The 23,761-nt window shown below is 44.1% G+C and carries 17 protein-coding genes and 2 pseudogenes; 1 reads left to right on the top strand and 18 read right to left on the bottom strand.

What is annotated here, in order from left to right; all coding sequences use genetic code 11:
- Window positions 1-100: 100 nt before the first annotated feature.
- Window positions 101-1,930 (top strand): heparinase II/III family protein, encoded by a 1,830-nt coding sequence (locus tag DW083_RS13980; protein ID WP_122332781.1) that lies wholly within the window; start codon window positions 101-103, stop codon window positions 1,928-1,930.
- On the opposite strand, the gene DW083_RS13975 is transcribed toward DW083_RS13980, so the two are convergent.
- The 18 genes and pseudogenes from DW083_RS13975 to DW083_RS13885 form a co-directional block, all read right to left on the bottom strand.
- Window positions 1,920-3,749: an O-antigen ligase family protein gene (locus tag DW083_RS13975; protein WP_122332780.1), complete on the bottom strand. Its 1,830-nt coding sequence runs from the start codon at window positions 3,747-3,749 to the stop codon at window positions 1,920-1,922. The two genes, DW083_RS13980 and DW083_RS13975, sit on opposite strands and share 11 nt — an antisense overlap.
- A gap of 315 nt (window positions 3,750-4,064) precedes the next feature.
- A pseudogene (locus DW083_RS13965) lies at window positions 4,065-7,321 on the bottom strand (efflux RND transporter permease subunit).
- Window positions 7,322-7,334: 13 nt separating this feature from the next.
- A pseudogene (locus DW083_RS23390) lies at window positions 7,335-8,826 on the bottom strand (TolC family protein).
- A 19-nt stretch (window positions 8,827-8,845) separates the two neighbouring features.
- Window positions 8,846-11,926 (bottom strand): efflux RND transporter permease subunit, encoded by a 3,081-nt coding sequence (locus DW083_RS13955; protein ID WP_122332779.1) that lies wholly within the window; start codon window positions 11,924-11,926, stop codon window positions 8,846-8,848.
- A 47-nt stretch (window positions 11,927-11,973) separates the two neighbouring features.
- The gene (locus tag DW083_RS13950; protein ID WP_122332778.1) at window positions 11,974-13,038 is read right to left on the bottom strand and encodes an efflux RND transporter periplasmic adaptor subunit; all 1,065 of its coding nucleotides are present in this window, start codon (window positions 13,036-13,038) and stop codon (window positions 11,974-11,976) included.
- A 73-nt stretch (window positions 13,039-13,111) separates the two neighbouring features.
- A complete protein-coding gene (locus tag DW083_RS13945) occupies window positions 13,112-14,941 on the bottom strand; it encodes an O-antigen ligase family protein (RefSeq protein WP_122332777.1) in 1,830 nt (609 codons plus the stop codon).
- A gap of 13 nt (window positions 14,942-14,954) precedes the next feature.
- Window positions 14,955-15,818 carry a signal peptidase I gene (gene lepB / locus DW083_RS13940; RefSeq protein WP_122332776.1) on the bottom strand — a complete coding sequence of 288 codons (864 nt, stop codon included), beginning with the start codon at window positions 15,816-15,818 and terminating at the stop codon, window positions 14,955-14,957.
- Window positions 15,819-15,822: 4 nt separating this feature from the next.
- Window positions 15,823-17,223 carry a transglutaminase domain-containing protein gene (locus DW083_RS13935; RefSeq protein WP_233552214.1) on the bottom strand — a complete coding sequence of 467 codons (1,401 nt, stop codon included), beginning with the start codon at window positions 17,221-17,223 and terminating at the stop codon, window positions 15,823-15,825.
- Window positions 17,224-17,309: 86 nt separating this feature from the next.
- Complete coding sequence (locus DW083_RS13930; RefSeq protein ID WP_122332775.1) at window positions 17,310-17,561, bottom strand: hypothetical protein; 252 nt, start codon at window positions 17,559-17,561, stop codon at window positions 17,310-17,312.
- A 267-nt stretch (window positions 17,562-17,828) separates the two neighbouring features.
- Window positions 17,829-18,815 (bottom strand): hypothetical protein, encoded by a 987-nt coding sequence (locus DW083_RS13925; protein ID WP_122332774.1) that lies wholly within the window; start codon window positions 18,813-18,815, stop codon window positions 17,829-17,831.
- Between the two features lie 12 nt (window positions 18,816-18,827).
- Window positions 18,828-19,082 (bottom strand): NVEALA domain-containing protein, encoded by a 255-nt coding sequence (locus DW083_RS13920; RefSeq protein WP_122332773.1) that lies wholly within the window; start codon window positions 19,080-19,082, stop codon window positions 18,828-18,830.
- Between the two features lie 11 nt (window positions 19,083-19,093).
- Window positions 19,094-19,369 (bottom strand): NVEALA domain-containing protein, encoded by a 276-nt coding sequence (locus DW083_RS13915; RefSeq protein WP_122332772.1) that lies wholly within the window; start codon window positions 19,367-19,369, stop codon window positions 19,094-19,096.
- 192 nt (window positions 19,370-19,561) lie between these two features.
- A complete protein-coding gene (locus DW083_RS13910; RefSeq protein ID WP_122332771.1) occupies window positions 19,562-19,891 on the bottom strand; it encodes a hypothetical protein in 330 nt (109 codons plus the stop codon).
- A 43-nt stretch (window positions 19,892-19,934) separates the two neighbouring features.
- Window positions 19,935-21,095, bottom strand: a complete 1,161-nt coding sequence (locus DW083_RS13905; protein ID WP_122332770.1) for a DUF4221 family protein — start codon at window positions 21,093-21,095, stop codon at window positions 19,935-19,937.
- A 2-nt stretch (window positions 21,096-21,097) separates the two neighbouring features.
- Window positions 21,098-21,343: an NVEALA domain-containing protein gene (locus tag DW083_RS13900; protein ID WP_122332769.1), complete on the bottom strand. Its 246-nt coding sequence runs from the start codon at window positions 21,341-21,343 to the stop codon at window positions 21,098-21,100.
- 224 nt (window positions 21,344-21,567) lie between these two features.
- Window positions 21,568-22,437, bottom strand: a complete 870-nt coding sequence (locus DW083_RS13895; RefSeq protein ID WP_122332768.1) for a DUF1573 domain-containing protein — start codon at window positions 22,435-22,437, stop codon at window positions 21,568-21,570.
- Window positions 22,438-22,443: 6 nt separating this feature from the next.
- A complete protein-coding gene (locus tag DW083_RS13890) occupies window positions 22,444-23,499 on the bottom strand; it encodes a BF3164 family lipoprotein (RefSeq protein WP_122332767.1) in 1,056 nt (351 codons plus the stop codon).
- Window positions 23,500-23,508: 9 nt separating this feature from the next.
- Entirely contained in the window at window positions 23,509-23,739 is a 231-nt protein-coding gene (locus tag DW083_RS13885) for an NVEALA domain-containing protein (protein ID WP_122332792.1), read from the bottom strand.
- Window positions 23,740-23,761 lie beyond the last annotated feature (22 nt).

The following is a 23,761-nucleotide window of genomic DNA, read 5'->3' as shown; positions in this document are numbered from 1 at the left end:
CACTCTTTCTGCCGGGTTGTTCCTTCCTTTACGGCACTATGCCCCTATGAAGTACTGCAATTTATTTTTATCTTTGTTTCCTACAATAACATTTAAGACCATGAACAAAACATTATTTCTTATTGCAACCTGCCTGCTTTTGTGCCTGGGTATGCATTCCGTTGCTCAAACGTTCGATTACAGCCGCGTGGAGAGTCATCCCCGTCTGTTGATGAAACAAGGCGAGGAGCAGGATATACGGAAAAGCCTGGAGGGGAATCCCGAAATGCAGCGTGTCTATAACCAGATTGTCGGGGAAGCCGACCGGTTGATGATCAAACCGACACTTACCTATAAGAAGGAAGGCCGCCGCCTGCTGGCCGTCTCCCGGGAAGCCTTGAAACGTATTTTCGATCTTTCGTTTGTGTACAGGATGACAGGCGAAGATAAATACCGGCTGCGTGCCGAACAGGAGATCGTTTCCGTTTGCTCGTTCGACGACTGGAACCCGTCGCACTTTTTGGATGTAGGCGAGATGACGATGGCCGTTGCAATCGGTTACGACTGGCTGTATGACCGGTTGTCGCCCGAGACGAAGAAACTGGCGCGGGAAGCGATCCTGCAGAAAGGTTTCGCCCCGTCGAACGACGAACAATATAACTGGTTCTTGAAAGCCGAGAACAACTGGAACCAGGTTTGCAATACCGGATTGGTCTATGGCGCCCTTGCTCTTTTGGAATCGGACACAAAGGTGGCGACGGGGATTATCGAACGGGCCATGTCGTCTGTTCCTCTGTCGATGAAGGTGTATGCTCCCGATGGCAATTATCCGGAAGGATATAATTATTGGGGATATGGGACGAGCTTCAATGCCATGCTGATTGCCGCGTTGGAATCGGCACTCGGTTCGGACGGCGGACTGTGTGCGACCGAAGGTTTTATGCCTTCCGCCCGTTTTATGCAGTATATGGCAGGTACGACGGGGCTCGCTTTCAATTTCAGCGATGCGCGTGAGACGACTCAGTCTTTTCCGGCGATGTTCTGGTATGCTTCCAAGCTGAACGACCCTTCTTTGCTGTGGAACGAAAAGATCTTCCTGACCCGTGGAGATACTCATTTCACGGCCGAGGAAGAACGTTTCCTGCCTATCATCCTGATCTACGGATCGCATTTCAACATGGAAGAGGTGACGCCGCCGGTATCGAAAATATGGGTCGGACACGGAAAGGTGCCTGTTGCCCTGATCCGTACCGGATGGAATGAGGGAGAAGGTTTTTATGTCGGGATAAAGGGCGGTACGGCTTCTGCCAATCATGCCCATATGGACGCCGGCTCTTTCGTGTTCGAGGCTTTGGGCGTACGCTGGGCGCAGGATTTGGGGATGCAGGAATACTATTCGCTTGAAAAGGAAAATGTGCGCCTCTGGAATAGCAATCAGGACGGACAGCGCTGGGATGTGTTCCGCTATAACAACTTTGTCCACAATACGCTGACGGTAAACGGTGAGAAGCATCAGGTGAAAGGGACGGTCCCTATCCTGGCGACCTACACGAAGGATGCCAAGTTAGGAGCCAGCTTGGATATGACTTCCCTGTTCGGGGATGATCTGAAAAAGGCAACCCGCGAGGTGGCCCTAATCAAAGAGCAATATTTGCAGGTGACGGACCGCGTACAGGCTGCCGGTAAGCCGGCCTCTGTCCGGTGGACGATGGTGACATCCGCCACTCCGAAACAGATCGATGCCCATACGATGGAACTGACGAAAGAAGGGAAAAAGTTGCATTTGGTTCTTGACAGTCCTTCTTCCGCTTCTTTCTCGGTGATCGATAACGTCCCGTCACACAGCTACGACGCCCCGAATCCCGGTTCCGTCCGCATCATTTTCGATGCCGACCTGAAAGCCGGTCAGAAGGAGACGCTGAAAGTGCGGTTCGTTCCGGTTACTCGATAGGGGTATTTTCGTGTTTCAGGATTTGGATGATTTCCTCTTTCATCTCTTTTGTGATATTGTTTTGCGCACTTGGCTGGATGGTTAGGACCCTTTTGGCTGCTATCCGGAATTTATCCGGATGGCAGAAAGAAGGTTCTGCGTATAGTTTTGCCAGCAGGAAATAGGTATATCCCTGTTCGGGTAGGATCCGGTTGACATCCAGTAAGTATTGTTCGGCAGCTTCATATTGTTGGATCGCTTCTTTGTTTTGGGCGATCGCGTAATATAGCTGTGGTTCTGCACTTAGCTGCAAGGCTCTTTTTAACCAGATGATGGCAATGTCATGGCGCCCTGTCTGGCTGAAACATTCCGCTCCTTCATACAAAAAGTCGGCCTGGTGATATAGCTGCTGGTATAGGTTGGCATATTGGTCGGCCGCTTGCTCGTACGCTTTGTTTTGATATAGCTCTTTAAGCGTTTTCCATTCTTTATAGGTATAGTAGCAATCTTTCTGCCCATAAAAAAGGACGCAGGCAATGATGGCAGCAAGAGCTCCGATATAAGGGGTGTTTCTTTGCTCGCGTTGTTCGTTCTGTTTCGGGTTGGTTGCGCAGATCACTGCCAGGAACATGAGTAAGACCCAGTACGCAGGCAGTTGGAGCGGATAGGAGAATAACGCAAATATTCCGAGTGCCAATACGCCGCCGGATGCTCCTATTTGCCGGTGCTTGATGCCGTAATACAGGGAGAATGCCAGCCAAAGGGCAAACAGGAGCAACCCCGTTATTCCCAGCTCAACACCGATTTGCAGGTATTCGTTATAAGCATACCGGGGACAGATTGCCGTTTGTTTTTCTATAGGGGAAGCGATTTCCGTATCGAAGTAATTTGCCTGGGCATGGGCGAATGTTGTCGGGAAGCCTCCTATTCCTGTTCCGCTCATCGGATGCTCCATAATTGCTTTGGTCGTGATGTTCCAGATCAGAAGCCGGCGATCGCCTGCCTGGGACTTTTGAATATTGCCGGCCAGTATGATTGCTGTGATGATTACGAACAGAACGATAGAAAAGATGGCAAAAAGTTTGTTGTGCAGTTGTATGGTCTCTTTTGTCTGTCTCCACCCGATCATTCTCATCCAGCAAACCCAGATGCCCGAAAGAATAGCGACTATCCATGCCGGGTGATTCGTGTTGGTCAATAAAGCTATTGTGATAAAGATTGCCCCAAAGGCGGAAAAGTAGAACAGAAATGTGCGGGATTCCCACCAGGCGAACTTATCACAGTCTTTAAACCGGAGTACAGTGCTCAGGCAGATGGGGAAAATGACTGCGATATAACCGAAAAACGGTTCCGCCTTTAAAGATATCTGGAGTAGCCTGAAAACAGGGTGTGTGGAGGGTTCGTTGTTCCCGAAACTACAGATTCCCCATATGGCCGGAACGATCCCCGTAAATATGATGATTGTGATGAAAAAGGGACGGAGTTCCTGATGTGCCAGTAACGTACTCCTGAGCATAAACCAGAGTGTAATGAGCTGGGCTATAAAAAGGAAACGTTCCGGTTGCAGGTTCCTGTCTTTGTCGTAAGTGATTAAGACAATACCGAACAGAAGTAATAGCAGCGCATCCGGTAAAGAGAATATAAAACGGCTTTTTCGGGTGGTAAACTCCATAAGTAGTACACTTCCGGCTAATAATAATGCGGTAAAATGAAACCAGCATATCCTTCCGGAGAAAGTCCCGTTGGCCAGTTCAGGATTAATTGCAAAAATTGTGCATAAAAGCAACATTCCGCTCGTCGCGAGCAGAAATAACCGAAGGTAGTAAAGTGAATTGTTCATGTTCTTTTTTATATTTAAATTGGTAACAAACTATCCGCAATCTATGGGTAAAACGGGCAGGAATTTTCTCATAGTCAATCTGTCAGGCTATTGCCAGGCAGATAACAGGAAGTGGAGTGAACAAATATACCCTATAAAACAAAAAGGGGAGCTTGTGAGTTTCCCTTTTGAAAAAAAAGATTAATCGAAGTGGCAAAAGTAGGTTTTACTTTGTTCCAATGCGGAGGTCTGGATGTGACATTTTGTTGACAATTTATAAATAATAGGAACACAAATATTTGGAGGATAAACTACTGTTGTTTTTTTTAATGGGAGTCAAGGCTTCGGTTGTTTTTTCAAAGTGAAGATCGGCAAGTAGAGGAAAATGCCCAGAATAGACATGATAAGTCCCCCGATTGTCCCGGCGGCCAACGGAAACCAGAAGGCTTCTTTGCCTTCACCTAACATGAACGGTATAAAACCTAAAATGGTGGAAACGACTGTCAGGAAGATCGGAGTGATCTTCGCATTCCATGCTTTCAGATAGGCTTTATAAGGCGACATCAACGGCTTGCGCAGCCGTATCTGGTTGTATTCGTTCAGGATATAGATACTGGCATTCACTGTAATACCGCATAGCAGGACGAAGGAGGCAAATCCTCCCTGGTCGAAATTCAGCTTGAACCAGTAGAATGTGAGGAACACACCGATATAAGAGATCGGTATCACGAAGATAACGGCCAACGGTTGTTTCAGCGAGTTGAACAGGATACTGGTCGTGAAAAAGATAATGACGATGATAAGCAGCAACAACAGGTATTGCTTGTTGTCTTTCTTGTCCCAGTACCAGTAAGCGCTATCCGATTTAGCCGTGTAGCCCATTGGCAGGATGGCATTGAACTCTTTCAACTCCCGTTCCTGTATCTTATTCCCCTGGTTTCCGGCGCCGATATATTCGTATTGCAGGCAAAGGCGGTATTGTTGGTTTACCTTGCAACCTTTTGCGGCATCTGTCCTTTTTCGACGGTTGCCAGTTCGGCCAGCTTGTAAGGCTTGCCTTTGATGCTTTGCGGAACGTTCTGCATGCTCCATACATCGTATTCCTGCGACTGGCGGGAGGTGAGTTTCAGCTTTTCCGTTTCATCTTTCATCACGATCGTCCCGGTATAAATGTCTTTCCCGAAGACCGGGTTCAAAGAGGCGAACAACTCGATCGGCTGTATGTTTTCCTGTGCCAGGCGGGCTTTGTCCAGATTGAAGTAGAACTCTTGGTAATCGTCTTTCCACCAGGAAAATTCCGAATTGATCAGGACTTCCTTGATACGGCGGTAGGTGAGCAATCTGGCCTTCAACTGTTCGGCCCATTCGTAAAGCTCGTCGTAGTTGTAGCCGTACATCTCGATGCGGAAAGAACCGGCACCTTCCCGTACGTCGTTGCTGAATCCCTGGTCTTGCAACCCCCATACATTCCAACTTCCGCCACCCAATTCGAGGGCTTTGCTGATAATCTTGCTTTTCAGGGTATAGGGGAAGCCGCTCCGTTCACTTTCTTTCGTGAAATAGATGCTGATGCCGCCTTGGCGGGCACTGTAGACGCTTGTCTGGAACTGGCGTATCTCTTTGAACGTGCTCAGGTAGGCTTCCATACGGCTCATCAGGTTATTCATCTGGGCCAGAGTCGTTCCGTTCGGAAGCGAGGCGCTGACGCTCAACACGGTTTCTTCGTTCCGTGTAAAATAGCTTCCTTCATATACTTTCTGGACAAACAGGCGCAAGGTTCCTCCTAATGCTTTGTCGATAATCGGTTTGACTTTTTCTTTATAGGTTTCGTTAGCCGCGAACTTGTTGTATTTCTCGATCATCATGGAATCGGTCGCTGTGTACACTTTCTTTTTATCTTTCGTGTCGTATTCTATTTTCTCCGGCAGCAGGAAGACCGGAAGACCGAATGCCAACAGCAGGACGAAGCAGGCGAGCTTCTTCCAGTTGCAAAGAAAATTGATTAGCCATTGGTAGCAGCGGTTGTAATAGACCGGGAAGCGTTTGAGGAAACGGTTTGTCCCTTTTCTTAGTCGGTACATAAAGTTGTTCGGAGAACCGGAAGTCCTTGTTTGAATCTCCTTATGCTGGCTTCCTTTTTTCCATTCCAGATTCATCTTGTCGATCAGGGCGGGAACCAGGAACAGGGCAATCGACAAAGAAACACCCAGGTTAATGATAACAACCGCTGCGAAATCCTGCAGGTTAAGGCGTATCTTTTCATCCAGGAAGAAGATGATAACCAGTGCCCCCATCGTTGTCAGCGTAGCGGTCAGAATGGACAGGATTGCTTTCCGGTTATGCCGGTTCCGGATATGTTCCGTCATGACGATCGTGTTATCTATCACAAGGCTGAGCGAGATCGTGACGCCGGCCAACGAATAAAGTTGCATTTCCAACCCCAGCAAGTAGTAGAGGATAACAGCGATGCAAAGGTTGATCGAAAGACTGATCACGATCAATAGCAAATATTTAAGTTCCCGTGTGATCAGCAAGACAAAGATCAGCAGGATCAAGACCGTAAGTCCCGTACGGATATAAATCTTGTTCAACTCGTCCTGGATAAATTCGGTTGCGTCATAGCTGGTATGTATTTCATATCCGGGAGGTAGCAGGGCGCGGATGTGCTCCATTTCCGCTTTGACCTGTTTGGCCAGTTCGAGCTGGTTGGCTGTCTCTTCGGCCCGGATGGACAGGTAGATGGAGTTCAGCCCGTTAATACGGTAGTATCTTTGTGGAGCCTCTTCCTGGCGGGTTACTTTCAGGAGTTGGTCCAGACGGATCAGTTTGCCGTCTTTATTCATGACAGTGATAAGCGACGGCTCGAACCCGTCCTTTTCGCTCTCCGGGATCAAGGCGAGGCGAATCCATGAGGTCATCAATTCGGTTTTTACGTTGCCGGTCCCTAAGAATTCTTTTTGGTAATACTGGCTGATAGCCCTTTGTATATCAGCAATACTGATGCCTAATGTTGCCAGCTGGCGACTGTCATATTCAAGTCTCCATTCCATGGGCGTGGCCCCGCTGACGTCTATCCGGTAAATACCGGGAATACCGCTGAGGCGGGGTTTTATCTGGTCTTCCGCAAAACGCTGGATGAAAATAGGAGTGGCAGCGGCGTTTAGCGTATAGCTCATAAACGGGCGCACTTCCTTATCGTCCGGACGACTCATCTCCAAGACCGGATAGCTCAATCCATCAGGCAGGCTGGGCCATGTCTGGCGGATGATGGTCGACGCCTCGAAACGGGCGGCGTCTATATTGGTGTGTTTGTCCAGTTCGAGCGTGACATATCCCCAACCGTTTCCGGATGTGGAATTGATCTCCTTGATCCCTTTGATACGCGCCAGCATGGCTTCCAGACGTGAAGTCACCTCCATCTCTATCACGCGTGCCGAGTTTCCCGGCATATTGTAGCTGATGGTCAATTGCGGCAAGGTGCGCGATGGCGACAGCTTGATCGGCAATAGTGGTATAAAGGCAATCCCCGCCATAGCCACACAAAGGAAGGTGACAATAATGGTAAAAGAGGATATTTTAGGAGATGCGCTCATTCTTTTCTTTTATTTACAACCCATTCTTATAGTCGAACTCGTTCGCAAGCGAAATGCCCGTCTCAAAATCATGCAAGGTCAGCTTTCTGATCTTATAATAGCTCAACCAGTAGTTTTGCAAAGCTGAAATGTAATTGCGCTGTGCTTCCTGCTGGCGGTTCAGTGAAAGGGTGAGGCTGTTTATATCCGCCTTCCCGATCATAAAACGCTGTTTGGTTTCGCTATAAGCCGTTTCGGCCAGATCCACCGCTTCTTCGGCGCTTGCGATCAGGCTTGCTGGATATTGAAGTCGCCGACGGTCATGATCACATCTTCCTCGACGGTCAGTTCTTGCTGCTTGGCGGAGGTTTCCGTCACAAGCAGGTTGTTTTTGGCAACATTATGTTTCCCTTTCCTGACACCCCAGTCCACGAGAGGAATCGAAACGGAAAGCGAGACGATCTCCTGTTGTTGCAGGTTTTTGTATGCATCCTGAATTTTGCTGGAAACCTGGTTGAAGCCGACACTGGCGTTGATCTGGGCGTTGAACATCGCCTCTTTCTTGGTCTTGTCGACCTGTTGCTGTGCTTCCAGTATCTGTTGGCGGAGGTCCAGGAAAGTCGGGTTGTTCTCACGTGCCAGTTCAAGCGCCTTGTCTACCGATATTTCCATATCGCGCGGGCGGCTCGGCAGGCGCAGGCGTATTTCCGTGTTCTTGTCGAAGTTCAGATAAGACGCCAGGCTGAACATGGCGCGCTTCAATGCAATTTCAGCATTTTTCAAGGTATTGCGGGCATTTACGGCATCGAGTTTCAATGTCAGCAGGTCCGCCTGGCTGATGGAAGCGATTTTGTGGCGTTCCTGCCCTGTCCGGTACAGCGTATCCGTAGTGGCAACGTTCTCTTTGGCCAGGTCGTATTCTACTTGCGCCATGCTAAGGCGAAGAAATAGGTTGTAGCTTGCTCGCTCATCTGTTCCACGTTATAAAGAAGTTCTTTCTTTACTTTCTCGTATTTCAGCGGCTCGATTTTCCGTTCCCACTTGAAGGCGTTGTAGCCTAACAAGTCTTGTTGGTAACCTAAGCGTACGGGGACAGTCGAGAACTGGTTATAAGTTTCGTTACCGAAATAACGCATATAATCCAGGTCCGTATCCAGGTAGAACGTACCGCCCAGGAGGTCGAAGTTCTGTTGAACCTCCAATTGGCCGCCGGCGTAGAGCGATTGCTGTTTTCTATACACGTCGATATCGTTTTCCGAATCGTATCGTTGTGTAAAATACCGCCGGTACTGTGCCGGTGTCAGGTTCAGGGTAAGACTCGGCAAACGTCCCGCCTTATAGGTCCGGTATTGCCAGTACCCTGCCAGATACATGTTCTTATAGCGGAAAGCATCCAGCGAACTGTCTGCCGCCAACGTTATTGTCCGTTCCAGTGTCAGCGTGAGCTGTGCCTTTCCCGGAAGCATACATAAAAGCATTAACAATGTGATTATGTATTTATACCTGTGTACAAACTTGTTGTTCATAACTTTTAATTTTCAATTTTCAACTTTCAACTGTTCTCACATCGTGTTTGCGGTAAATGAACCAATAGATTAACGGGATAACGAAAAGGCTGACTGCCGTACCGATGAACATGGCCGAGATCATGGCAATGGAGAGCGGCTTTTGCAGTTCGCTACCCATATCGAAGGTGAAGAGCAGCGGTACCATTCCGAATATGGTTGTTAATGATGTCATGATGATGGGACGCAAACGTCGACGCCCGGCCTCATGTATGGCCTCCATGAGCGGAACCCCGCCTTTCCTGAGCTCGTTGATGGCATCCAGTTTCAGGATAGAGTCGTTGATGATGATACCGCAGGTAACAACGATACCGATGGCACTCATCAGGTTCATGGTATGCCCGCATATCCAGAGCACCAGCAAGGATGCGGCCACGTCGATCGGAATTTCCAGCAATACGATCAGTGGTTGCAGGAAACTTTCGAACTGCGCCGCCAGGATAAAATACATCAGGAGGATCGAGATGAAAAGGATTACCACCAACTCGTTCAACATCTGCTGGTTGGAGAAGAAACTTCCGGAGAAGTCTATATCCCAGTTTTTCTCAACTTCTTTCTTGACACCGTCCATCAGTTGGTCTGCCTTATTGACATCATAGAAACTGAACGGAATATATTCCCCGTTCTTTCCGGCAGTGATTGTTTTCAAATCTTCACCCGGAGTGACGTGTACCAATGATTGCAACGGTACGTATCTTACATTTCCATCCGCATCGGGAACCGTGTGGACCAGTGTTTTTTGCAAAACCTCGTTTACCGTCTGTCCCTCTCCGGCGAGTGCGATCGGCAGATATTGCTGGTAGGAGCGGAGCGTCGCCACCTCATTCTCTTTGAATGCTGTCTTCAGTAACCGGTACACCTCATTATAATCGACATTGTAAAGCAAGAGCTTTTGTCGGTCTATCGTGATGTTCAGCTGGTTGTCAAAAGCAATACCGACAGGAGCATGTCCGGTTCTTGCCTCTATCTGCCGTTCTATCTTACGGAGCACGGATGCGTCCGGAGCTTCAGTCTTGTTGTGTGAATAAAGCTCGGCAACAATATCCGCTTCCCCGGTGACAAATAGCTTTTCAAAGACCGTGACAGGCGGGGAGAACGAGATTACCGCCATCGGATAATGCGTCTTGATCCATTGTTCGACGGATTTCTGCAAGGGAGCGATCCCTTCCGGTTTTTCCGTCTTGAAATACATTTCGCTTTCCGAAGCCGACATTTCCTGGTCACGGTTCAACAGGAATTGCTGTTGTCCCACGTAGGCAGTATGTTCTGTCACCCTGTCATTGACGGATGACGTCAACTGGTTTATCCGGCTCCTGTTTTCGTCAATATGGATGTTTTCGTTCCATTCCACATGGGCGATCAATTCGTTCTGGTCGATCTCCGGCATACGGCTTTTGGGAATTTCGTAGAACAGGAGGCCGCAAAGCGGTATTGTAATGGCAGTAAGAATCAGGGCAACCTGCTTGTGGCGGAATATGAAATCGACTCCGCCGTCATAGAAGCGGTCCAATGTATGTTCTTTGACCAGGTTGTTGATCCGCATATTGAATCCCTTGTGTTTGATATCCGGGATACTATATACCAGTTTGTAAAGCACCGGCAACAACATGATTCCCGTAAAATAGGAAACCATCAGTCCGACTGTTACGGCAAAAGCCTGGTCGAAGAAGATCGCTCCGGCTATTCCGCTCATAAAAACCAACGGGACGAATACGGCGATTGTCGTAAAGGTCGAACTCAGCATCGGCGTGATCACTTCAGTCGTTCCTTTTTGGCAAGCTTCTTCCAGCGAATCTCCGCGTGCCCTGTACTGCATGATATTCTCGGTTACAATAATCGAACTGTCGATCATCATACCCAAAGCCAGGATCAGACCGGAAATGGAGATGATATTCAGGGACATCTTGCACAGATAGAAGAACAGGAAACTGATAATCAAACTCACGACCATACTCAACCCGATTACCGCCGGACTCTTGATGTCCCCCAGGAACAGGATTGCCACGATACAAATGAACAGGAAACCTAATGATAAGTTCTGCTTCAGGTTCGAGATGGTATAGTCCAACAGTTCCGTCTGGTTACGGCTCACATTGAATTCGATATCCGGATAGACCGTAGCAAAATAATCCGTCACCTCTTTCAGCGCCTCTTTCATATTGTCCATATTCTCGTCCGCCTGTTTGATCACAGCCAGCGTAACCGCCCGTTTCCCGTTGGAAAGGGATGCGCCGGTCTCTTTCTCCGGAACGACAGATATACGTGCCAGGTCTTTTAGCTGGTAAATATGGTTGTTCTTGCGTATATAGATGTTTTCCACATCTTCGGGTGTACGCAGCAGGGTCGAGAATTTAATGTTGTATTCGTAATACCCGTCACGTACGGTCATGCTGCCCGGTTCGATATTATTGGAAGTCAACGCAGTCTCCAGGTCGTCAAGTGTGATCTCTGACATTTTCAGCAGCTTCATATCCGGTACGATCTGCAACTGCCGTTTCAGGATACCGGTCACATCGACCATCGCCACTTCGGGCAACTGCTCGATCCGCCGTTTGATAACCGTTTCAGCAAACTGGCAGAGATCGAGGAAAGCTTGTTCATTTTCACCTTTCACCTTTCCACTTTCCCCTTTTAAAGTCAGGTTCAGGCAGAACACCGGAATATCGGTTGCACTTGCCTTGATTACCCGCGGACGTTCCACTTCACGCGGCAGGTAGTTCATGGCAGCGTCTATCTTTTCGTTTACCTCGATAAAAGCCAGATCCGTATTGGTCCCGAAATCGAAGTTGAGGCGTATGATGGCAGCTCCGTCGCGTGTCTCACTGTGGATATCGCGCAGGCTGGCAACCTGCATCAACTGTTGGCGGATGGTTTTTACTACTGTGTTTTCCAACTCGCGTGCCGATGTATTCTGTCCGGATACCTGTACGGTAATTTCCGGGATTGCAATATCAGGCAACAACGACACCGGAATGGTGAAGTAGGTAACCAACCCCACGATAAAGCAAGCCGTGAAAGCCATCAGTACCGCGATAGGACGTTGTAGTAGAAACTTTATCATGTATTAGAATTATGAATTGTAGATTATGAACTTTCAACTTTCAACTCTCAATTGTCGACCACCTTCACCGGTGCCTCGTGCGCCAAGTTGATATTTCCGCTTGTGATTACGATATCGCCCTCTTTCAGCCCGTCAACTATCGTGTAGCTGTCAGCATTTTCCAAACCGGTATGTACATAATTCCAATACGCCTTGTTGTCAGTCAATGTGAATACGACCTGTTTTCCGGAGCGGAGTACTACGGCGCTTTTCGGAACAACCAGCTGTTTCCCTAACGAGCGATGAATGCTCACCCGTACATTCATCCCTTCGAACAGTTTACCTTTGTCGCTTACGGCAGCTTTCACCTGTACCATTCCGTCTTTATCCACCAACGGATTTATCTCGGAAATACGTCCTTCCGCCATGATTTCGGACAGGGCAAAAGGTACGACTTCCACCCGGTCGCCCGCTTTGATAAGCGGCAGTTCGCTTTCCAGAACGGTGAAGGCCGCTTCCAGTGTGCGGGTGTCTATAATGGAGCAGAAAACATCGGATGTCGAAGCCGTATTGAATTGTTTGGCGAACAGATTGGCCACAATACCGTCGAACGGAGCGGTCAAGACAGCATTGCGCTGTTCATATTCGGCAAGCTGATAACTGATCAAGGCCTGGTCATATCCGCTTTTCACCCTGACCAGCTGCATGGTTGCAGGCGGCACTTTGGTAGAATCTTCCAACTTGTATCCCTGCCCGATCAATACGTCCTGCAGTTCCAGTTTGGCACGTTCGAGTGCGTCTTTGGCCTGTGCTGTTTTGTTTGCGAGACGGAAGGTCGACAGTTCCGCCAACTTTTGCCCTTTGGTTACGCGGTCGCCATTCTTCACATAGATGGCAGCGATCGGTTCCGCCGATTCGAATTTCAGGTCGACAAAGCCGCGTGCGGACAGTTTGCCGTTACTGATCAGCTCGTGGTTGAAATCGGTCGTTTTCAGCGGCATCACGGTTACTTCGTTCGGCTCGTCCGGCAAAACCGTTTCCACGTTTTCTCCGGCATCCTTTTCTTTCTTTTCACCGGAGCAAGCCATCATTCCGGCCAGAATCAGTATCGCAAACAATTTGTAGTATTTCATATATCTTCTCGTTTTTATCAAAGTTGTCGTTTCGCAAATATACAAACATATTTTAATTACGAGCGATTCGTAATTACTTTTTTTCTAATATCTTTTTTATTTCTTCTCTCATCTCCATAATTGCCCTGCTTTCGACCTTCGGTTCTTTGGTCAGAACGGCGTAGGCGGCAGCCTGAAGTTTGTCCGGTCGATAGAAATCCGGTTCTGCATATAACTTGGCCAGCAGATAGTATGGATACAGCCTTTCGGGCAGTATTTCGATTGCGTGCAGCAGCTCTTTTTCAGCCTCTTGGAACTCTTTGGCCGCCTGCCTGTTTTTCGCGATCATATAGCGTATCATCGGATCTCCGCTAAGTTGCTTCGCCCGTTCCAACACCTGTACGGCAGCTGCATATTGCCCCGTCTTATTCAGGCATTGCGCCTCCTCAAACAGAAATTCCGGCTTATGCTTCAGTCTGTCATGCAAGGCCGCATAATCTTCTGCCACCGATTCGTATACTCTATTATTGTAAAGCATCTGCATCCGTCTCCATTGTTTGTAAACTTCGTATTGTCCCTTTTGTATGGAGAAAATAATGATACCCGTCAATGCTATAATCACGATTCCCACTTTTGTCAATAGCATTTGGTTGTATCTTTTTCCCTCTCGAGAAGGAGCAGGGCGTGTGTTATCTTTTGTCGCACATATCGCCCCCAAGAACACCATCGCTATCCAAAACGACGGCAACTGCAACGGATACGACGACACCGCAAATACCGCCAGCGCGAGTATCCCGCCGACCGCCCCGTTTTGTCCGCTTTTTATCCCGCAATAGCAAATACTTCCCAGCAATAACACAAACACGATCAATCCCCCGATCCCCTGTTCCAGTCCGATCTGCAAATACTCGTTGAACGCATATTCCGGACATCCGGCCACCAGTTTCTCTTTGTCTGTCGCTGCTCCCGTCCCGAAATATTCCGCCTGTGTCCCGGCATAAGCCGCCGGGAAGCTGCCCAATCCCGTGCCGCCCGGATGTTCGGCTATCGTTTTCCCTGTTATTTTCCACATCAATAACCGCCCGTTCGCCGAGTCCTGTTTCATCCCGTAAACGCCAATCACAGCACTGCCGGCCAGGATGGCAACAATTATAATGAATGGAACAGCCGCCTTTCGATATGTTATATATACGGCTTTTGTCTTTTCCCATCCGATCCGTTCCACCCAATAAACCCATCCACATGCCACAATCGCCGCCATCCACGCCGACCGGCTCATTCCGGCAGGCAAAACAATCAAGATCGCTCCGACACATATCCAGGCAAAATAGTGCATCAGCCGTTGAAACCGCAATGCCGCCCACAGGCAAACCGGCAATACGACAGTGATATACCCGGAGTAGGGACCCGGATTAAAGAAAGAACCAGTCAGCCGGAAAAGCGAATGATTGGAATAGCTGTAACCGTGCAATTGCTGCATTCCCCAGACCGCTTCGGTCAATCCGGTAAGCATCAGTACAAACAAAAAATAGAATTTCAAGGAAGAATATTCCGTCAGAAAATAACGCAACAGGAACCACAAGACCAATAACTGCGCGCCAAAGAGCAACTTCTCCGGTTCGGGATTCAGTTGCCAGTCGTATGTCGCTAACGTTATTCCTGCAAAAACGATCAGCAGTTCGTCCGGCAATGAGAACGAAAGCGCTTTTTTGCTTTTTATCCAAACCGTTCCGATCGTACAAACCGCCATAAACAGCATAACAAGATGAAACCAGAACACTTTTCCCATCACCAACCCGTTTGCCAGTCCGCCGTCGGCAACCAATGGCGTACACAACAGCATCGCTCCACAAACGGATGCCAGTGCAATCGGAATTTCATGCCTATGGAATTTCAGTTTCATGCTCATGTATTTTATTTTCATGCAAGTCCGTTTTTTATTCGATCTTTTTCAGAAAACGGTCCCATCTGAACTTATTTGTATAGGGGTCGACTGACTTCCAAATGCGTGCGGCTTTCCCAACGATATACTCTTCCGGCAACAAACCCCAGTAGCGTGAATCTTGCGAATTTGCACCTTTATCCCCTGCCATAAAGTAATAGTTCTTTTGGAAACGATATGATTCAATCGTCTTCCCGTTTAGAAAGACAGCCGAATCCCGGTATTTAAGCGAACCTTTCTGTTCCCATTCGATCAGTTTGCGATATAAGAGATAGTTTGTCCGGTTCATCGGCAACTCGTCACCCGTTTTCGGGATATAGAGCGGACCGAAGTTTTGAATGTTCCAGCCGATAATGGAGTCGAACGGAAAACTTTTATACACCCCGTCGGGAAATTCTCCCGGCAAAGTCTGTCCGACTCTTCGTTGCGAGTCAATGTTCCCTAATGGCGTATTGACCCCGCCGACTTGGAACATCCCGTTCCGGATCGACAAAGTGTCTCCCGGTAATCCGATGCACCGTTTAATATAATATTTCATGATGTGCATCTCGATCTTATCCCATCCGTTAGGATGAGGAAAATTGAAAACCAGCACATCATTCCTTTTAACTTTCCGGAATCCGGGCACACGGTGAATATCGACCTGTTTAAGCTGCATGGTCGCTTGCAGGTTAAAAAGCCGTGCTCCCAATACCGGTTTCCAGATCAATATGGCATCTCCTTCTATTAGTTCCGGTTCCATCGAGTCGCTGGGGATGCGAAAAGAGGTGAAGAGGAAGACTTGTGCAAATATCCAAAGTATAACAAGGCATGCCGCTCCGATGACAAGATTCAAGAATATATCAATACATTTTTTCATAAGATTAGAATTTGGTATTATCTAAAAATTCACCATTAATAGCGATACCGGTTTTTAACCATGTAGTGCTATTTTTTATCGTACATAACAGAAGTGCATTATCCGGAATGTTGTCGTAGACTTGTGTGCTGTCAGTTAATTTTTTGTATGGTATTTCTTCGAAATGCTCACTTTTTGTATCCCAATAATACAAAGGTAGCGAACTTGTTCCGGCTTTCCGTTTGTAGGTCAGTGGAACCCTATGGGACAAGTTTGGCACCAAAGAACGGATTTTTCCATTCAGGTCAGTGAGGACAGGAGCACTGATATATCGTAAGTCATATTTGTTGACAGCCTCTGCCACGATAAAGAAACTTCGTCCTGCCACATGGTCGAACTGACAAATATCCCCTTCCCGTTTCCCTATTGCGATCGGTCGCCATTGTTTATCATTGTAAGTACAAAGGTAAACTAAATTACTTTTGTTTATCCCTTTTTTATTTGTTGGAATACGGAGCGTGTAGGTTGGCAGCATTTCTTCTTTAGTGACATCCACAAACTGTGGGTTTTTAAGAAAGGTGACATACCCGTCGTCATTAGATAAATTCGGCAGGCTGGAATCAAAATGCCGGCGATAAATTTTTGCTGGTTGCAAAAAATAATCTGTCCCCATCAACTCTCTATAATTGTCAGGATCACCAGGATTGAAATCATGAAATTTTCCATCGTATAGAACTCCACACCAATTGTGTCCGAAATCGATCCGGGTCCACGTCGTTTGATAAATGGCAACAGGGATGCCTACAGCTCTCATTAGAAAGGCTGTGTAGTTAGAAAGAACTTCGCAATTCCCAATACCGGTTTGATCTGTTTCATTAATAGTGGGCTGTAACGGGCTGCCAGTTTCTTTGCTATGCAGCTTTTCTTCCAAAAGTTTGTTGATGATCATACATGCATCCAGTGAGTTCCACACTTTTGCGGAATCTAACAATGGCATATATTTGTGCATGAGTTTTTCTCGCAGGTTTGAAATTTCCTCATTTTGTGAGCGATAGGGGAGAATGTAGCGACAGAAATCATTGAAAGAGGTTTCTCTTGCCCATGGCTTCTTCCAAGCGTCAAAAGCCAATTCTATGTTTTGTATCAGAAAATCACTTCGTAAGGCTTTATTGTCGTAAATGATCTTCCGCTCGATCCTGTATCCTTTTGCCCTCAAGGAGTCGCAATGCCTTTTCACTGCATGTTCATTTGGGAACTTCCGGGTATCTAACCTATATTGTTCTCCTTCTGGAGACAGGAAGTATTCCACCTTTGAAAAGTGAAATGGCATATTGAGTATCAAATATTGGGCTGCCTTCAATTTTAAAGTATCATTTTTATAATACTCAAGTACTTTTTCCAATTCACTTCTGTTTTCTCCTGACATGGACAAAACTTGTTCTATGTTGACTTTGTCAGTCTTAGAGATGGAGCATGAACTGAGTAAATAGATTAAAAATACAAGATATAATCTCATGATTGTATATTAGTAATATCTTTTTTAACAGTTTTTAACTTATCTTTCATCTTGCAAGAATGAAAGATATTTAATTCTAAATTCTTGGAAATTTCCTGATCCGTAATATCATCTACAAAAAGAAGAACACCATCATGTATTTGGCACCAGCCAGTATAAAGATTGGATGTATTTGAAGAGAGTTTGATCTCTTTTATTTTATTGAGTTTCCTATCAAATAGACATAAATAAAAAATTTGCTCTCCCATTGTAGTCTTATTTTAATGAATTTATAGATTTATATTAATTTTTGGATCTTTATCCAGTATCATTTTCCTAGATCAGGTGATTTCTAACTTTTTTTGTTTACTTCAAATTTACTGCTTTTGCACGTTACCTCCTTCTTTATCTGCTATTGGCTGAGGAAAAGTCAAGGAGTTTCTGCTAAAGATTGTGAGACCTAAAGGCTGAGACTCCTTTCTTTTCCAGACATTTATTGTTTGATACTCCAATGAAATATAGTGAAGTCAAATTGTTTATGGAAGATCATATATTAATAGGGCCTCTTTTTGGGCATTAAATCCGACCATTCGTCTGTCGTTTTGATCCACGGCATAGATAATAGGTGAAATATCAAACGAATAAGTCCTGATTAAAGTTCCTTCATTGTTATAGACCTCTATTACATCCCCTTTATATTGCCCCTTTACAAACTCATTTGTTGTTTTATTACGATATAGGGCATAATAAAAATTCTTTGTTGCAAAAATATTTGCATAATAATACTTATTATCCGCATTTGGCCCAATTGTTATGCTCGGCTTCCTGTCATCCTTTTTTACGACATGGATAACCTTCCCGTTTAAATCCATGAAGTCTATTTGGCCTTTATATGAATAAGCATAAGCCATGCTTTTTGAAGAAACAGCCAAATTACCTTTGTTTGAATAAAAAAAGCTTTCACGGTGGTCATCTTTTTCGAATTCTCTTAAAAGTTTTTGCTTATTATTATTCAAGTCAAGACTCTTTATTTGTAGATCAAAAATATCATTAAATATAAGCCGGGTCGAATCAATAAATGCAATATCATTCATTGGATTTCCCTTTTGTGGTATTTTGTATTTTTCACGCATGACAAAATCTTCTCCGTCAAACGTGTAAGTGATAAATGTTGAAAGCCGGTCGAAACCTCCGATAATAGCCTTGTTCAGAGTTGTCTTACATAAAATCGGCAACATCAGATCCTGAGGGCCTTCCCCTTTTTTACCGAAACTTGATTTTAAAGTTAAAGGATCACCGCCATAAATATGGATCAAAGTCTCTGCTTTTACACTTGCGATAACAAAAAAATCACCCGCGGAGCTTATCATGGCAACATCAAATATTTCATTGGGATAGAAAATTTTAGCATGCAACAAGCTTGTGTCTCCCTTCAACTCCTTTTTCTGCTTGTCTTCAACTTTTTGATAATGACAAGAAAATAGGATAAATATCGATAAATAGCATAAATATTTCATCTGCATTAATTATGGGAATTATAAACAAAAACTTTCATTAGACCAATTGGTTGCATAAAGTGATTGGCATCCTCCACAATACTTTATAAACTTTCCTACTCCAGGTTCACTGCTTGATATATATTTGTAGCAGTGTGTAGTAATATCCCCAGATTCTCCTTGTGCTAATGCTTCTATATTAGCCAAGGTTAAATCATTGTATCTATTCTCGTTTATATGAAAATTAATAAAGCAACTAATAATTATAATTGCTGATAAAAATATTTTTTTCATGGTTCTTATATTTAAAATTGTAAACAAAAGTTTGTGTTCCAATAAGAAAAACCTAAAATATATCTACATTCTCCACAATATAGAATATAATTATTGGGGAAAACATGATCATATTGAATATTTTGATAACATATTCCTCCTTGCCCCCATTCTCCTTGCGCCAAAGCTTCGACATTTTCCAAAGCCAAGTCAGATAGTTTAAACTTATTTATATTCTGTTGGTTGTTCCAACTTGCTGCTACGGTGATCGCAATAAAAACGATAACGCCGATAATTTTCTTTCCCATTTTCGTATTATGTTTAGGGATTTATAGACTTTTATTAATTTGTGGATCTTTGTTCAGAATGCTTTCCTGATATCAGGTGATACCAAACCCTTTTTCGTTTGCTTCAAATTTACTACTTTTGTGCGGTTACCTCCTTCTTTATTTATTATTAAATGAGGAAAAGTCGGGGAGTTTCTGCTAAAGTTTGTAAGACTATGTGCAGAAACTTCTTTCTTTTTTCCGTTCAACAGTTCCGACAAAATCGTTCTTGAAGCTTTCGAATCGTTCATTTCTTATAAAACTATAAATACCATAGGCATAAGACCTCTTATGTAAATTATCGAAAAAATCTTTAACATTTTCATATTCCTTCAATGCAATAACAGAATCAACGGCCCGATAGTAATTCTTTATTTCTTCTTCATAGGAAAGTGCAAATTCTATTTCCTGATTTTGCGAATGGCAAGCCGAAAGAAGCAGAAGTAAAAAGATCAGAAATGAAGATAATTTCCTTGTCGTTTTTCTTTTATGCAACTGTCTCATGTCATACTATTTAATGGATACCAAGCGTTTATATTTCTTATAATCAAAGATTTATAAAAATAGGATGAAAGATATTTAATTCGAGATCTTCGGAATTGTCTTGATCTGTAATCTTGTCCACAAAAAGAAGAATCCCTGAATCTGTCTGACTCCAACCTGTATAAGGACTGAATGTATTTGAGGGTAACTTGGCTTCTTTTATTTTATTAAACTTATTATCGAATAAACATAAATAGAGGTCTCGTTTGTGGGCAATTATTTCTGGATTTTCATCTTCTTTGAAATCAATAGGCCCTATGTGTAAACGGGCATACATATCATATCTTGGAATATACATGAGATCAAAAAAATGAGGATTTTCAAATCCATGTTTTTCCCATTCTGAGTAATCGGTTTTAGATTTACACTTTTCTGCCTGATTTGTCGTGTATTCACTATCAGCTGGGTATATTTCACTGATTCCTGTAGTTAAATTCGCTCTATAAAGATGCGATTCTATTGGATAATTATATAAAATATAACCGTCCCGGAAATTGACATTCGGCTCGCTCATATTCGCATATCCTTTGCTTATATCCGGTTCTACGACGGATGGTAACAAATCAAAAGTTTTTGCTTCTTTGTTCTCTTCAATAAAAATCTCTTTTACCTTGAAACGGACAGGCGATGTGGATCTGTCTTTTACTGTACATAGCAGCGATTGATGTGCTGCGTTGTAATACAAATGGATCGTAGACATCGCATGGTTGGTATTTATGATTAACTCTTCTTCCTCCTGTAAATAATCTCGCACGTGTATACGTTTCATGGTAAGGCCTTCATGATTGACTAAAAAAACAGATTCCGATTCATCAGAAATCCAGATTGAATCTTTTTTGTATGCAAAAATGCCTGTTAAGCGTGTGATTGCGTTTGGGCCTTCTATTTGCAATGGTATCTGAGAAATTTTTTTGTTCAAAAGATCCATACAGTCTAATGCGTGTTCTTTATAATTGTAACCTACCAATATATGAACGGAATCAGTCTCTACCGGAGATGATAAATAATATGACTTTAGTTGCAATACATCGGAGGGGAGGAAATTCATTTCCTCCCTTTGTAATTCAACTAAATTATTATTTGTAGTTCTCGGCTCTTTTTTCTTTTTAGAACAAGAGACAAACACCAAAACTATACATATGTAATAAAATAGTAATTTTTTCATATCTATCTACAATATGTTGGTCCATAACATTCGGGACGTTCACTATCTTTGAATCGGCATTCATTACCAGAGCTTGATGAGCATGGAAATAAATGATAATATGATTTGCTTTCATCCCAAGCAAGAGCTTCAACATTTTCCAATGCCAAATCAGATAATTTAACCTCTTGTTTATTTTGCTGATAATTCCAGCCAGCCGCTACGGCGATTGCAGCAAAAGCGATAACGCCGATAATTTTCTTTCCCATTTTCGTATTATGTTTAGGGATTTATAGACTTTTATTAGTTTGTGAATCTTTGTTCAGGATGTTTTCCTGATATCAGGTGATACCAAACCCTTTTTCGTTTGCTTCAAATTTACTACTTTTGTGCGGTTACCTCCTTCTTTATTTATTATTGAATGAGGAAAAGTTGGGGAGTTTCTGCTAAAGTTTGTGAGGCTGTGTGCAGGAACTCCTTTCTTTTCCCGTTATTATTTCTCGGTCACTGTCCCGATAAAATTCAGAGTCAGTGATTTATTTGGTATATTTCCATAAATATCGACTGTCCGTAGAAAATCTCCCAGTTGCTCTGCTTTATAGCTGACTGTAATTATTCCGTTTTCTCCTGGTTGTAACTCTTTCCATTCGCAAGTTGCTTCTGTGCAATCACAAGAGGTGGTAAAACCTTTCAGTTTAAAAGCGTTTGTTCCCATATTCCGTATTGTGATCGTTTGTTCTTTGGTTGTTCCGTTTAGAACTGTTCCTAAATCATACTCGGTTTTCTCCGGCTCAAGAGTTGTTACCGTAAATGTTTCTTTGTTTTGCATTCCTGTGATCTGTTTTAGGTAAAGGTCCTTTACCGCTAAATTGTGTATTGGATTTCCAATCACCACTATTCTATTTTTCTTATCTAATAGAAATGTCTGGAAAGTGATATTTTGAGGAAAGCGATTTAGCTTGTCCAATTTGCTATTCCGATCAATGCATACCGGACGGTTAAAATTATCCCGTTTCAGAATATAACGCAATTCTTTGTCGTCTTTCGATTGGAAAAAGAATAAGAATGGAATATTATTTCCTGTAACCGAATCTGTATAAGCAATCAATTCTTTCCACTTAGGCAGTTGCAGTTTGCAACTTGTGCAACCTGTTGAATCGACATAAATCAGTACTTTGTAATCGGATTGCGGGATCTGATAATCTACAGTATCAGTTACAAACCGGGTGAAAGTGATATTTCTCGGAAAAACAATCTCTTTCCCTTGCCATTCCTGTACCAGTCGGGCAACTTCTTCTTTTTTGTTTTCTTTGCAAGAGGTTAACAAAAAGAGTATAGATAATAGGTATAACAGTGATTTCATCTATCGTTATATTTTAAATTCCATGATTGGTTCATCGCTTTCTACACAAGTGGCGATGATCGTTTTTGTTTTTTCGTTTACATCAATACCGTATATGGGTTTATCTAAGGTGTATTTTTGTATGGGATTGCCTTTCAGATCGAATACATAAATGTAACGTCCTCCGTCTTCCGGTTTTTTGCCTTGTTGGTAAGATGCTAATTTGTCTTTGAACCGGACGCCCTGGAATACGCTGTAGATATGTTCGTCGGTGATAACGATGTCGCTGAATCCCATAATTCCGGTGGGAAAACCTTCTCCTTTTACATTTTTAAATTGAGGTTCACCATTCGGACCGTATAATACGGTATGGGTGTTCTCTTTGGTGTTATAGATTTCAATGGATTCTCCTAATTGAGTGACCATTGCAAATATGCCATTATGCGGGTTGTAATCGATAAAACTACGCCATGCTTGGGCCAATGCTGGACGGATTTCTTGTGTGAAATCTGTTTCAGAAGGGATTTTACCAATGCTTTTGATTGGTTTACCGCTGTAGTCGACTTGCCAATAGCGATGTTCTCCTAAATAATCAGGGATTAGAAAACAGGAATCCGTCGCATAGAAATCTAAAGAGCGGACCAGGCTTTTATCCAATTGTATCACCTCTTGTCTTGTTGCCGAATAATTTTCAGCAGAGACAGCCCAACGCGATATTTGCATTTTGTTTGCATCGAGGGCATATATCGAATCAGGCGAGTTAAACCGGAATGTTTCCGCTGAAAGCATCTCTTCCGGTCCTTCCCCGCGCTTGCCGAAAGAAACGATATGTTTCCAGTTGGGATAGGTGAACGCGTGAAAAAAATAGTCAGTGTTATGCAAATCCATTACAATAGCTATACTGTCTTTGACCGCTACCCGGAATGGGTAGCGGAAAAAAACAGTATCCAGGTCGATAACCCGCGCACTTATTGCCTTTTCATTGGGAAAAGTTGAATAGCGGGGATAGCGAGTACCGGGGGAATCGGTACAGGAGATTATCGCACTGATACCTATTAATAATATATATGCAAAACGTTTCACGATTAGTTTTTAATCTAAGTTGAAGTTTGTAGCTTTGTATTCTACTTTGTAAGTTCTGCAATCTATAGAACCATAACCTAAGCAAAAAGCATTATCATCGTTTTCTCCACTTGCTAATGCTTCAATGTTCTGAAATGCCAGCCTGTTCAATGTGCTTGTTTCATTATTATAAAACAGACAGTATGCAGCAAATAGGCAGCTCGCTGTAAAAATTAATTTTAATAGTGTTTGCTTTTTCATCTTTCTTTTTTCAGCAAAAGTA

It is taken from the genome of Parabacteroides sp. AF48-14, assembly GCF_003477465.1.
In the GTDB taxonomy this organism is placed as follows: domain Bacteria; phylum Bacteroidota; class Bacteroidia; order Bacteroidales; family Tannerellaceae; genus Parabacteroides; species Parabacteroides acidifaciens.
This window is presented reverse-complemented; position numbering and strand designations above follow the sequence as displayed.